This window comes from Cellulosimicrobium funkei, assembly GCF_900155925.1.
GTDB lineage: Bacteria > Actinomycetota > Actinomycetes > Actinomycetales > Cellulomonadaceae > Cellulosimicrobium > Cellulosimicrobium funkei.
On the sequence record NZ_FTMI01000002.1, the window covers coordinates 485,056 to 498,982 of the forward strand.

The 13,927-nt window shown below is 73.9% G+C and carries 7 protein-coding genes; 3 read left to right on the top strand and 4 right to left on the bottom strand.

Features of this window, described 5'->3' with window-relative positions; genetic code table 11:
- Window positions 1-24: 24 nt before the first annotated feature.
- Window positions 25-2,346, bottom strand: a complete 2,322-nt coding sequence (locus BXA05_RS06410; protein WP_170963143.1) for a glycoside hydrolase family 65 protein — start codon at window positions 2,344-2,346, stop codon at window positions 25-27.
- Window positions 2,347-2,879: 533 nt separating this feature from the next.
- Here BXA05_RS06410 and BXA05_RS20660 point away from each other — a divergent pair.
- The 3 genes from BXA05_RS20660 to BXA05_RS06425 all read left to right on the top strand — a co-directional run bounded on the left by BXA05_RS20660 (window position 2,880) and on the right by BXA05_RS06425 (window position 10,720).
- Window positions 2,880-4,028, top strand: a complete 1,149-nt coding sequence (locus BXA05_RS20660) for a multicopper oxidase domain-containing protein (protein WP_083711564.1) — start codon at window positions 2,880-2,882, stop codon at window positions 4,026-4,028.
- Window positions 4,029-4,132: 104 nt separating this feature from the next.
- Window positions 4,133-8,134: a ThuA domain-containing protein gene (locus tag BXA05_RS06420; protein ID WP_076404362.1), complete on the top strand. Its 4,002-nt coding sequence runs from the start codon at window positions 4,133-4,135 to the stop codon at window positions 8,132-8,134.
- Window positions 8,135-8,242: 108 nt separating this feature from the next.
- Window positions 8,243-10,720, top strand: coding sequence for an OmpL47-type beta-barrel domain-containing protein (locus BXA05_RS06425; protein WP_076404363.1), 2,478 nt, complete (start codon window positions 8,243-8,245; stop codon window positions 10,718-10,720).
- 142 nt (window positions 10,721-10,862) lie between these two features.
- On the opposite strand, the gene BXA05_RS06430 is transcribed toward BXA05_RS06425, so the two are convergent.
- The 3 genes from BXA05_RS06430 to BXA05_RS20245 all read right to left on the bottom strand — a co-directional run bounded on the left by BXA05_RS06430 (window position 10,863) and on the right by BXA05_RS20245 (window position 13,923).
- Window positions 10,863-11,498 (bottom strand): glycosyltransferase, encoded by a 636-nt coding sequence (locus BXA05_RS06430; protein ID WP_143311069.1) that lies wholly within the window; start codon window positions 11,496-11,498, stop codon window positions 10,863-10,865.
- 101 nt (window positions 11,499-11,599) lie between these two features.
- Window positions 11,600-12,433, bottom strand: a complete 834-nt coding sequence (locus tag BXA05_RS06435; RefSeq protein WP_076404365.1) for an SHOCT domain-containing protein — start codon at window positions 12,431-12,433, stop codon at window positions 11,600-11,602.
- Window positions 12,434-12,678: 245 nt separating this feature from the next.
- A complete protein-coding gene (locus tag BXA05_RS20245) occupies window positions 12,679-13,923 on the bottom strand; it encodes a saccharopine dehydrogenase family protein (protein WP_076404366.1) in 1,245 nt (414 codons plus the stop codon).
- Window positions 13,924-13,927 lie beyond the last annotated feature (4 nt).

Below are 13,927 nucleotides of genomic sequence, written 5' to 3' on the forward strand. Positions count from 1 at the left end.
CGGGCCCGTCGCGGGTACGTCCACCTACGAGGTGGCGAAGAGCGGCGCGCGGCCGGGCGGCTGCGCGGGCGGCGGGTCCTGGATCCCGGCGAGCAGGGGCCGCTCGAAGACCGCGTGCTCGGGCGTGAGCTCGAACGGCTCGTCGCCGTGCACGACCCTCAGCCGCTCGCCGGACTCGAGGCGGTACGTGACGCCGTCGGGCCGGACCTCGACGCGCGCCCGGGCGTCGCCGTGGTGGACGGCGAGCGCGAGCCGCGTGAGCCGGGACGGGAGCCGGGGGGCGAGGCGGAGCCCGTCGTCGTCGTGCCGCAGCCCCACGATGCCCGTGACGACGGCGGTCCAGGCGCCCGCGAGCGACGCGACGTGCAGCCCGCCGTCGGTCGAGCCGCGCAGGTCGCACAGGTCGAGGAGCGCGCACTCGCGCGCGTAGTCGTACGCGAGGTCGACGTAGCCGATCTCCGCGGCGACGACCGCCTGCACGGGCGCCGAGAGCGACGAGTCGCGGACGGTCAGCGGCTCGTAGTAGTCGAAGTCGCGGCGCCGCTGCTCGGGCGTGAACTCCTCGGGCGCAGCGTGCAGGGCGAGCACGAGGTCGGCCTGCTTGACGACCTGCCGCCGGTACAGCTCGACGTAGTGCACGTGGTCGTCGAGCGGGAACCGCGCGGTGCCCCGCGACTCGAAGTCCCAGGGGGCGTGCCGCGTGAAGTCCTGCGACTGCTCCGTGACGCCGAGCTCCGCGTCGTACGGGACGACCATCCGGTCCGCCGCACGCCGCCACTCCGCGCGCTCGTCCGGGGTCACGTCCAGCCGCGCCGCCTGCTCCGGGAACCGCTCGCACAGCTCGTCGGCCGCGCGCAGGTTCTTGCGCGCCATGAGGTTCGTGTACGTGTTGTTGTCCACGACGGCGGTGTACTCGTCGGGCCCGGTCACGCCGTCGATGCGGAAGCCGGCGGCCGTGTGGTGGCCGCGCCCGGCCCACAGCCGCGCGGTCTGCACCACGAGGTCGACGGCGACGTCCCGGGCGAGCCCGTCGTCGTGCGTGGCGGCGACGTGCCGCACGGCGGCGAGCGCGACGGCCGACGAGACGTGGAACGCGGCGGTGCTCGCGGGCCAGTAGCCCGACGACTCCCGACCGCTGATCGTGCGCCACGGGAACGCCGCGCCGGGCAGGCCCAGCTCGGCGGCCCGCTCGCACGCGTGGGGGAGGGTGGCGTGCCGCCAGCGCAGGTGCGCGGCCGCGGCGTCGGGCAGCACGTGGTCCAGCACGGGGAGCACGAACGTGTCCGAGTCCCAGAAGGCGTGGCCCGCGTAGCCGGTGCCCGTGAGGCCCTTGGCCCGCACGCCCACGGCCTCGACCCGCGCCGACGCCTGGACCACCTGGAACAGGCTGTGCCGCAGGGCCTGCTGCATCTCGTCGTCGCCGTCGAGCTCGACGTCGCCCCGGTGCCAGACCGCGGCGAGGGCGTCGGCCTGCTCACGCTCGAGCGCGTCCCAGCCCGCGTCGACGGCCGCGGCGAGCACGGTGTGCGCGTGCGCGGGGAGCGCGTCGGCGTCATCGCCGCCCGCGTAGGCGGCGAGGACGACGACCTCCAGCCACTCGTCGGCGCGCAGGTCGACGGTGAGGACGGCTCCGCCGCCGCGGTGGTGCCAGCGCGGGCGGACGCCGTCCGCGGCGTCGACGAGGTGCGCGGTCTCGGCCGCGACGCCGCGCTCCGAGCGCACGGTGCGCTGGCGCACCGACGACCCCTCGGCGTCGTGCCGGCACGAGACGGTGACCAGCCCGGGCGCCTCGCGGCCGGGGTCCTGCCCGCCGTGCGCGCAGCCGGGGACCGGGCGCAGGGTGACGGTGACGTCGTCGTGCGCGAGCACGCGCCAGCGCGACGCGACGACCTCGCGGCGCGAGAGCAGCACGAGCCGCTCGTTGTGCAGCGTGACGGTCCCGCCCGACGGCGCGGTCCAGCGCAGCTCGCGCCGCAGCACGCCCCGGCGCAGGTCGAGCACGCGCTCGTGCGCCTCGACCGTGCCGTCGGGTCCGGCGGCGTCGGCGGTCCGGACGTCGACCGGCTCCCCGTCCACGGACCAGCCGACCCGCCACGCGTCGACGACCGGCACGAGGCGCTCCTCGACCTCGGGGTAGGCGTACGCGCGCTCCGCGTAGGTCTGCTCGAACTCCTCGTGGACGGAGGCGACGAGGGTCGAGGGGTCGTCGTCGGGGTCCGCCTCGTCGAGCGTGCCGCGGACGCCGACGTACCCGTTGGCGAGGGACAGGAGGGACGCGGCCGTGGCCGGGTCGTCGACGTCGAGGGCCGACTCCCGGACGGACCACGCGGAGAGGTCGCGAGTCACGCGGTCACTCCACCACGACGCCGTGTCGCACACCCGTCCGGGGCGTGTCCGAGCCCCGTCCAGGGCCGCTCCGGAGACAAGTGTCGATCGGCCGTGGACTTTTGCTTGTTGTCGACACAACTTTCGCCTACCTGTTGACATCCATGCACTGACTGCGGTGTCATGAACCTCGTTGCCCCTGGAACCGACCAGGGGGCCGGACGTCGGCGCAGGGGAGCCCGTCGTCCGGACCGACAGCCGGACGGTACGCACCGACGCGTACCCCGGCGGGGCCCGACGGCCCTGGACCTCGCCCCACGGCCGGTCTCCCACCGGCCCGGGTCGAGCCCCGCACGACCGAGCAACCTCTCGACCCTCTGCGACCGCGGGACACCCCCGCACCACCCAGTCCTGCTGCTCAGAGTCCCCCGCACCACCTCGGGGAGCCTCCGCGCGCCCGAGCGCGCCGGCACGCGGGGCGGCGACCGCCGTCCCGCCGGTCCGGCGCGCCACGGACCGCCCGGACGACCCCGTACGCCCGGAAGGAGTCCCCCATGCCCGACCCGACGACCGAGACGGCGCCGAGGCCGCTCTCGAGGCGGGCCCTGCTCGCCGGGGCCGGCGTCGTCGCTGCCAGCCCCGCCGCCGCGCTCCTGCTCGGAGCCGGCGGCAGCGTCGCCGCGGCGCCCCCCGCCGCCGCCGCGACGACCGTCACCGCAGCCACCGGCGTCCGCAAGATCACCATGTACGCCGAGCGGATCTCCGACACGCTCGTCGGCTACGGGCTCGAGCGCGGCAAGGCGACCGTCCCCGGGCCCATCCTCGAGATGTGGGAGGGCGAGACCCTCGAGATCACGCTCGTCAACACGACGGACAAGCGTCTGTCGATCCACCCGCACGGCGTGAACTACGACGTCAACAGCGACGGCAGCACCTTCAACAACTCGTTCAACGAGCCGGGCGAGACGCGGACGTACACGTGGTCGACGGTCAAGATGGCGCGCGACCGCGGCATCTGGATGCCCGGCAGCGCGGGGTACTGGCACTACCACGACCACGCGTGGGGCGAGCACGGGACGCAGGGCCTCGCCGCGGGCCTCTACGGCGCGCTCGTCGTGCGCCGGGTCGGCGACGTGCTGCCGCAGAAGCAGTTCACGATGGTCTTCAACGACATGACCATCAACAACAAGGTCGCGCCGGACACGCCGATGTTCGAGGCGAAGCTCGGCGAGCGCGTCGAGTTCATCTGCATCGGCCACGGCAACCAGCTCCACACCTTCCACCTCCACGCGCACCGCTGGGCGAACAACCGCACCGGCCTGCTCGCGGACCAGTACGACCCGAGCCAGGTCGTCGACAACCGGGACCTCAACCCGGGCGACGCGTTCGGGTTCCAGGTCGTCGCCGGGCTCGGCGTCGGGCCGGGTGCGTGGATGTACCACTGCCACGTCCAGTTCCACTCCGACGGCGGCATGGCGGGCATCTTCCTGGTGCGCAACGCCGACGGCTCGATGCCGCCGGGCGCCCAGGAGTCGATCGACCGCTTCCAGGGTCACGGCAGCCACACCATGTCGGCCCCGTCCGGGGCCGCGCCGTCCGGCGCCGCCGCCACGACGAGCGCCCCGGCCACCGCCCCCGGCGGTCCGGCCGCCGGTGGCTCCGGGCCGGCCGTCGTCGACCTCTCGGGCCACGCCGGCCACTGACCGTCCGCCGGTGAGGTGGGACGGGCCGCCGGCCCGTCCCGCACCAGCAGGACCCGCTCCCGGTCCGTCCGGGGGCGTCGCACCGATGACGAAGGAGTTGGAGAGTGCTTTCCAGACCATCGACACCCCCCACGAGGGGGCGCTCCCGACCGGGGGCACTACGGGCCCTGACCGTCGGCCTGACGGGCGTCGCGCTCGTCGCGGGCGCCGCCGTCCTCCCGGCGGCGGCCCAGACCGGCGCCACCGCACCGACCACCGCGATCAGCGCGGGCGGGTCCCTCGCGGCGGGGTCCGTCGCCGCCGCGCCGGCCGCCGCAGCCGCGCCCGTGCGCGTGCTCGTGTTCCACGGCGCGCCCGACGAGCAGACCGACCCCGTCGTCGACGCGACGGCGGCGCTCACCGAGATCGGGGCCGCCAACGGCTTCGAGGTCGAGGCGACGTCCGACCCGGAGATGATCAGCGCGGCGACGCTCGGCGAGTACCGCGGCGTCGTCATGCTCTCCGCGGAGGGCATCGAGCTGAGCGGCGAGCAGGAGGCCGCCCTCCAGGCGTACATCAACGGCGGCGGCGGCTTCCTCGGCGTGCGCGACGCCGCGCGCTCGCAGGAGGCCTCGAAGTGGTTCGAGGGCCTCGTCGGCGCCCGGATCAAGGGCGCGACCATGACGGCGGAGAAGGTCGCCGAGGCGACCGGCACCGGCCGCAGCCCGGCCGCCGAGACGCCGGCCAAGGCCGTCGACGGCGACCCCAACACCAAGTGGCTGACGTTCGCCCGCACGGGCCAGCTCACGCTGCGCATGGAGCAGCCCGTCGCGGTGGTGAAGTACGGCATCACGTCGGCGAACGACTCCGCGGGCCGCGACCCGAAGAACTGGAAGCTCCAGGGCTCGACCGACGGGCAGACGTGGGTCGACCTCGACACGCGCGCCGACGAGGACTTCCCGCAGCGCTTCCAGCCGCGCACGTTCGACGTCGCGAACGAGACCGCGTACGGCTGGTACCGGCTGGACGTCACCGCGAACTCCGGCGACGCCGAGGTCCAGCTCGCGGAGCTCTCGATCTACGGCCCCGACTCCGTCGAGCAGCCCGACCCGGAGATCCCGCTCGAGGAGCGCACGGTCGACCTGGTCGACCGCCAGCACCCCGCGACGGCGGACCTCCCGCTCACGTGGGACCGCGAGGACCGGTGGCTCGACTGGGCCGACGACCCGACCGGTGACGTGCACACGGTCGCGACGCTCGAGCCCGGCGCCGACGCCGGCCCGACGACCAACCCGTTCCAGCCCGTCTCGTGGTGCCGCGACTACGACGGCGGCCGGTCGTTCTTCACCGGCATGGGCGGCACGCCCGAGAGCTGGGCGGACGCGACGTTCCGCGAGCACCTGCTCGGTGCGCTCCAGTGGACGACGGGCGTGGTGCGCGGCGACTGCCAGGCGACCATCGCGTCGAACTACAAGGCCGAGCGCCTGTCCCAGGTGAACACGGCCGGCACGCTCGACCAGAACGGCGAGCAGCACGGTCTGACGATCGCGCCCGACGGCACGGTCTTCTACATCGGCCGCGGCGCCTGCCCGACCGGCCCGATCGTCCCGTGGAGCGACCCGAACGTGGGCCTCGGCTGCGGCACGATCCACCAGTGGGACCCGGAGACGGGTGAGGCGAAGCTGCTCACGACGCTCGACGTCATGGGCAACCGCGGCAGCGGCGACGAGCTGGTGAAGAACGAGGAGGGGCTGCTCGGCATCGTGCCCGACCCCGACTTCGCGACCAACCACTGGCTCTACGTGTACTGGATGCCGCACGAGAACATCGACCGCGAGCGTCGCGTCGGCTACCGGACCGTCTCGCGGTTCACCTACGACCCCGAGACGCCGACGATCGACCAGAGCACGCGCGTCGACCTGCTCGAGTGGGAGACGCAGATCCACAGCTGCTGCCACGCGGGCGGCGGCATGGCGTTCGACAGCGAGGGCAACCTCTACATCGGCTCGGGCGACAACAACTCGTCCGGCGGGTCGAACGGGTACTCCGGCAACAACTGGACGCAGGAGTTCGCGGGCATCAGCTTCCAGGACGCGCGCCGCACGTCGGGCAACACGAACGACCTCAACGGCAAGATCCTGCGGATCCACCCCGAGGACGACGGCACGTACACGATCCCCGACGACAACCTGTTCCCGGTGGGCGAGTACCCCGCGGACAAGACGCGCCCGGAGATCTACGTCATGGGCGTGCGCAACATCTCGCGCCTCCAGATCGACCCCGACACCGACTGGCTGACGGCGGCCTGGGTGGGCCCGGACGCCGGCAGCCCGAGCCCCGAGCTCGGCCCGGCGAAGTACGAGACCGCGACGATCATCACGTCCGCGGGCAACCAGGGCTGGCCCTACTGCATGGGCAACAAGCAGCCGTACCGCGACCGGAGCAACGAGGACGCGAGCGTCCTCACCGGCTGGTACGACTGCGACAACCCGAAGAACACGTCGCCCCGCAACACGGGCCTCGTGGACCTCCCGCCGGTACGGAACAACATGATCTGGTACTCGCCCTCGGGCGGCGGGCCGGTCTTCCCGGACCGCGGCAACGGCATCCCGACGTACGAGGACGACGAGGCGACCTACACCATCCCGTGGCTGCGGGGCGGCGGCCAGGCCGTCATGTCCGGTCCGACGTACCGCCAGTCGCAGGTCGACCCCGAGTCCGACGTCGCGTGGCCGTCGTACTGGGAGGGCAAGTGGTTCATCGGCGACCAGTCGAACTCGAACAACCGCGTCGCGGTGACGGTCGACCCGGAGAACCTGGACGCCCCCGTGTTCATGGAGGACCTCCGCCAGATCATCCCGGGCGGCCGCGGTGACGGGCTGCTCCAGAGCTGGATGGACGCGAAGTTCGGTCCGGACGGCGCGCTGTACCTGGTCGACTACGCGGGCGGCTTCTTCAGCCTCGACCCGAACCAGAAGCTCATGCGGATCACGTACCAGGGCGGGGCCCCGACCCCGGCCCCGGCCGCGTCCGCGACGAGCATCCAGGGCGACCCGCTCACGGTGCAGTTCACGGGTGCGCGGTCCGGCGGCGTCTCCTACCTGTGGGAGTTCGGCGACGGCAAGACCTCGCGCCAGGCCAACCCGAAGCACAAGTACCCCCGCATCGGGACCTACGAGGCCAAGCTCACCGTCACGTACGCGGACGGCTCGACGGCCACCGTCACGACCGACGGCTCGCCGTCGTGCACCCTGCCCGACGAGCGCGAGACCGTGTTCTTCGGCGACGTCGACTCCACGGTCGAGAACCTCGACCTCGGCGCCTGCACGATGAACGACCTGTTCCAGGACGAGAAGGAGTGGCGCACCCACGCCCGGTTCCTGGCGCACGTCGAGTCGGTCGCGAAGAGCCTGTACGACGACAGCCGCATCGACGAGCGCGAGCGTGCTCGCCTCGTCGACGCCGCGGCGCGGTCCCAGATCGGCGTGGACCCGGGCGGGTACCGCACGATCTTCGACGGCACGCAGGAGTCGCTGTACGACTGGTTCCAGGCACCGAGCGGCAAGTTCACGCTCGAGCCGGGCGGTTCGCTGAAGTCGAGCGGCGGCCTCGGGATGCTCTGGTACGCGGGCGAGGAGCTCGGGGACTTCTCCGTGAAGCTCCTGTACCGCGACGTCTCCGAGGGCGACCACTACGCCAACACGGGCGTGTTCACCCGGTTCCCGAACCCGAACGACCCGGGCGACGTGCCGTGCGCGGCCAACCAGTCGCCCGCGTGGGTCGCGATCTCGTGCGGTCACGAGATCCAGATCTACGACGGTCCGACGGGCGAGCCGCAGAAGACCGGCTCGGTCTACAACTTCGACCCGCTCGGCCTGAACACCGGCGGCGAGAAGCCGAAGGGCGAGTGGAACGAGTACGAGATCCGGGTGGTCGGCCAGCAGTACACGATCATCCGCAACGGCGTCGTCATCAACGAGTGGGAGAACACCCCGGGACAGCAGTCGTCCCGTGCCGGTGACCCGCCGACCGACCTGCGCCAGTTCGACAGCGGGTTCATCGGGCTCCAGAACCACGGGAACGCGGACCTCATCGAGTTCCGCGACATCCGGGTCGCGGACCTGTAGCACCGCCGGGCGGGGGCGGCCGGCCAGGCCGTCCCCGCCCGTACCCGGCAGAGCCCCCAGAACCACCCCCAGAACCTTCCCGAGACACCCCCCGAGGAGTGCACCCTCATGGAACGACGTACCAGTCCCGGCGGCGTCCGCCGCCGCGGCGCGCGGCGGTTCCTCGCCGCCACGGTCGCCGGGCTCACCGCGACGACGGTCCTCACCGTCGCGCCGGCGTCCGCGTCCCCCGCAGGGACGGCAGCGCCGTCGTCCGTCTTCTCCGTCGCCGACGCCACCGTCGCGGCCGAGCAGGTCCTCACGTGGACCGCGGACAACAGCGTGACCGACTACAAGGCCTTCCCCGCCACGGCCGAGGCGGGTCCCGCCACGATCGTGTTCGAGAACAGCATGGCGACCGGCAGCACGTTCGGAATGAGCCACACGCTCACGTTCGACACGTCGTCGCCCGGCTACAACCACGACGTGAACCTCAACATCCTCGCGAGCCCGTTCGACGCGAACGGCGGGCGGCACGAGGCCCAGGTCACCTTCACCCCGGGCAAGTACCGCTACTTCTGCGCGATCCCCGGGCACGGCGAGATGTGGGGCGAGCTCGTCGTCACCGACGGCGGCACCGGCGGCGAGGACACCACGGCCCCGTCCGTGACCGCGCTCGTCACGGGCGAGCAGGACGGCGACGGCGCCTACGTGGGCGGCGCGACCGTGACGCTCGACGCGACCGACGACGACTCCGGCGTGGCCGGGGTCGAGTACGACCTCGACGGCGCGGGCTGGCAGGCCTACACGGAGCCGTTCGTCGTCGACGCCGTCGGCACGCACACGCTCCAGTTCCGCGCGACCGACGCCGCGGGCAACACGTCCGAGGCGCAGACCGCGACCTTCACCGTCGTCGAGGGCGACGTCGAGGAGGACACGACCGCCCCGGTCGTCGAGCCCATGGTCATGGGGCAGCAGGACGAGTCCGGCGCCTACGTCGGCACCGCCGCGTTCATGCTCCACGCCACGGACGAGGGCTCGGGCGTCGCGTCCGTCGAGTACCAGGTCGACGGCGGCGCGTGGCTCCCGTACACGACCACGGTGCCGTTCACCGAGGTCGGCGAGCACACCGTGTCGTTCCGGGCGACCGACGTCGCGGGCAACGTGTCCGAGGTCGGCTCCGTGACGTTCACCGTCGTCGCCGGCGGCGGCGAGGACGACACGACCGCCCCGACCGTCACCGCCGAGGTCACCGGCACGCAGGACGGCAACGGCGCGTTCGTCGGGTCCGCCACGGCGACGCTCACCGCGACGGACGACGCGTCCGGCGTGGAGAGCGTCGAGTACGACCTCGACGGCGCCGGCTGGCAGCCGTACACCGAGCCGATCGTCGTCGACGAGCCCGGCGAGCACACGCTCGTCTACCGGGCCACCGACGTCGCGGGCAACGTCTCCGAGGAGACCGTCACCGAGTTCGTCGTCGTCGCGGAGGCCGAGGAGGACACCACGGCCCCCGTCGTGGCGACCGAGCTCAGCGGCCAGCAGGACGAGGACGGCGCCTACGTCGGCTCCGCGTCCGTGCTGCTCACCGCCACGGACGACGGCTCGGGCGTCGCGACCGTCGAGTACGACCTCGACGGTGCGGGCTGGACCGAGTACACCGGGGCCGTCGTCGTCGACGAGCCCGGCCGCCACACGCTCGCCTACCGCGCGACCGACGTCGCGGGGAACGTCAGTGAGCCGGCGACCGTCACGTTCGACGTCGTCGCGGGCCAGGGCGGCGACACCGTCGCCCCGACCGTCGACCACCGCGTCATGGGGGGCGACAAGAACGAGGCCGGCGAGTACCTCGACAACGTGTTCGTGCGCCTCCTCGCGAGGGACGCCGACTCCGGCGTCGCGTCGGTCGAGTACCAGCTCGACGGCGGCGAGTGGACCCCGTACGCCAAGCAGATCTCCGTGCGAACCCCCGGGTCGCACACGGTGACCTACCGCGCGACGGACGTCGCGGGCAACGTGTCCGCCCCGAAGACGGTCACGTTCGTCATCGCGGGCGGCGAGGAGCCCGGCGGCGACACCGACGGCCCCGTCGTCACGGCGGGCGTCAGCGGCAGCCGCACGCGCGACGGCGACTTCGTCGCGAGCGCGCGCGTCACGCTCACGGCGGTCGACGAGGAGTCGGGCGTGGACCGCATCGAGTTCCAGGCCAACGACGGCGCGTGGCAGCGCTACGCGGCCCCGGTCGCGTTCGCGGCCGACGGCCAGCACGTGGTCCGGTACCGCGCGGTCGACGGCGTCGGGAACGTCACGAGCGGCGAGGTGACCTTCACGGTCCTCAAGCTCGTGCGGGACCGCTGCGTCGGCTCGGACATCCGCCCGACGGTCATCATCGACGGTCACGACAGCACGGTGCAGAACTACGACGACGGCACCGGCTGCACGGTCAACGACCACGTCGCCGAGAACGACGAGTACGCGACGCACCGCGAGTTCGTCGACCACGTGAGCCTCGTGACCGAGGACCTCGTCCTCGACGGCGTCCTCGACGACGCCGAGCGGGACCTCGTCATCACGGCGGCCCAGCTGTCCGACATCGGTCGCCGCTGACAGCACCCGTCCCACCAGCACGTCCGACCGGCGAAGGCCCGGACCCGCTCCCTCCAGGAGCGGGTCCGGGCCGTCGTCGTCCCGCGGGCGGTTCCCAGGCAGGGATCGCGGCGACCCTGTCGCCCGACGCCGCGTGGACCGGTCAGGCGGGCGGCTCGCCGTACACCGGGCGGACGAAGGCCAGGACGATGCCGAGCCCGCCGCGCTGGGCGAGTCGCGCGCGGTCCTCCGGGTGGTCGAGCAGGTGCCGCAGGACGCGCGCGACCGCGTCGGCGTCCGTCACGACGACGGGGTCGGGGTCGGGTCCGTGCGCGGGCCGGCCCTGGAGCAGGTCCTCGCCCTCCGCGTGGCGCGACCGCGCGCCGTCGTGCAGCTCGACCCGGAGCGACGGGCGCCCCTCGCCCGGGACGACGTGGACGCGCGCGACGTCGTCCCACCGCACGACCACCCGGACCACCTCCGCCCGGCCCACCGGGAGCTCGACCTCGTGCGGCCGCAGCACGACCGCGTGCTTCGACGGCCCGCGCACGTACGCCAGCAGCCCGCCGCCGAAGGCGAGGGCGACGATGCCGATCAGGGCGGCCGCGAACCCCTCGTCGTTCCGCAGGAGCCACACCGCGAACGCCACCGCGCCGCCGCACAGCGCGAGCAGGATCAGCAGCACCGCGAGGTAGTCGACGACGGGCGTCAGGCGCTCGCGGCCGCGCACGCCGCCGCGCACGGCGGTCCACGCCATCGTCGGCCGGTACGGCTGCCGGGGTCGGCGGCTGCTGCTCACGGGGGACAGTCTGCCGGGTCGGCGCCGAGCACGACGTTGCTGTCGTTCTCGCGGCGATACCGCAGGCAACCTCGTGCTCGGCGGCTCGGCGGCTCGTCGGTTCAGGAGCCGCCGAGGAGCATCCGCTTGGCGGCGGTGAACTCGTCGTCGGTGAGGGAGCCGGCGGCGTGCAGGCTCGCGAGCTCGGCGAGCGCCGCGGTGACGCCGTGCTGCACGGTCACCTCGGGGGTGCCCGCGCCGCGGGTCATGCGGGTCGTCGTGTACGTGGTCGTCGTCGAGGACGACGAGCGCGTGGGCGAGCCCCACGCGGGGGCGTCCGCGTCGGTCGTCGGGTCGTCGGCGACCGGTGCGTCGGCGACGGTCGCGCTCGCGGCCCGGGCGGCGTCGTGCAGCGCGCGCGTGCGGTCGCGGCGGGCCTGCACCACGACCCGCTCCCCGGGCATGCGCCAGACGACCACGGGGTCGCCGGGCTGCGGGACCTCCGACGGGAGCAGGTTCGTGACCGGGGCGAGGCGCGTGACCGTCGTCGTCAGCGCCCCGTGCCGCACGCGCACGGCGCAGTGCGCGACGCCGCCCGACTCCGTCCGGTCCGTGACCGACGCCGTGACGACCCCGGCCTCGCGCGTCGCCGCCAGGCGGTCGCGGTGGTACTGCGCGTAGAGCGGGGCGTCGTCGCGCGACCGGCGCAGCGACCGCGCGTAGCCCGCCCACATCGGGCCGAGGAAGACCCACGGGAAGATCGTCCACACGACGTTCCAGAACCACGGGAAGAAGCCGTCGTGGTCCCACGCGTTGACCGTCACGAGCCAGACGAACCCGCCCGACAGCAGCGCGAGCAGCACCCCGTTGCGGATCTTCGTCCCGACGCCCGACGGCGGCTCCATGAGCCCCTCGGGCGTGCGCGGCAGGTCGTCGACGGACTCGTCGTTGCCCACCAGCCGCAGGATGGCCTTCGGGTCGGCGGCTTTGCGCGCGAGCGCGGCGGACGGCGGCAGGGGCGATTCGTCGTGCAGGGGATTCGGAAAGGCAGCCCCGGTCATGTGGTCAGACATCACCCCGATCCTACGATCGCCCCGCCCCACCGGGCCCACCCCTCTCCAGGCGAGCACGGGGATGGCGACCTCTTGCGGCTGTTTCTGGTCGGCAACCCCGTGGTCGACGGGCGATGAGGGCGTGGTCGTCAGCGGTTGGTGGTCACCGTCGTGCCGGCGGTGCGGGTCGCGGCCAGCAGCGAGTGGAGGCCGAACGCCTGGACCGGGCCTAGCGCTCCCGTCCCGTTCGTCTCGCCGGCCGCTGCTCGGGTCGCGCCCCACGCGAGGTAGTGGGCCGTGAGGTCGTAGGCGTCGGGGCCGTCGAGCCGCGCCCGGCGCAGCACCTTGCCGTCGGCATCGCGTGCGACCGCGAGCACGTGCGTGCGCGACGCCGCGCGGGCCGCCTCATCCGGCCCGCCGCTCGACCCGCTGCGCGACCGGGCAAGCCGCCGCAGGCCGTCGCCCAGCCCGGGGACGCGCAGCGCCGCCGTCGCGACCGCCGTCGCCACGGGCGCGAGCCGCACCGCGGGACCGGACACGCCCAGCGCCACCTCTACGTCGCGCAGCCGCGGCGCGAGCCCCGGGAGCGTGAACGGCTCGGTGCCGCCCGCGGTGACACCCCGCACGCGCCGGCCGCGGCCGACGTCGAACGTGACCACGCGCGCCGCGACGCGCTCGGTCCGGAGACCGCCGTCGCGCCACGCGTACGACGGCTCGAGCGCGGTCTCCAGCGCGCTCACGCGCGTGCCGCCGCTCACGCCGCCGCCGGTGGGGAAGTAGCCGATCTCCAGGCGCACCGCGTCGGCGCCCTCGTCCTGGAGCGCGAGCGCCCCCGCGAGGTTGCCGGGCACCCAGTCGTGGCCGAACGCCGTGAGCAGCGCCGCACCCGTGCGCCGGGCGCGCGGACCGAGCTCGTCGAACACGCGCCGGATGAACGCCGGCTCGCCCGTCGAGTCGAGGTACACCGCACCCGCGTCGATCGCGGCCTCGACCGCCGGGCCGCCGTGCCGCCCGAACGGCCCGACCGTCGAGATCAGCACGTCGCCCGGTTCGACCAGCGCACGCACGGTGCGCGCGTCGTCGACGTCCGCGACCGCGGTCTCGAGCGGCGTTCGCGCCGAGGTGCCCGACGGCGGACTCACGGCCTCAGGCGAGCCCGTGGGCTCGGCGCGGTGGCGGGCCGCAGACCCTGCCGTCGCGGCTGGCGTCTGCTTGGCGAGGTCGGCGGCGAGCGCGTCCAGCCGGTCCGGGGACCGACCCGCGAGCACGGGGCGCGCGCCGCGGGCCACGAGCTCGTGCGCGACGAGCGTGCCCGTGTAGCCCGTCGCGCCGAGGAGCACGATGCGGCCCGTCGCCGGTGGAGGGGTCGGGGGAGGGGTCGGGGCGTCGGTCATGGGG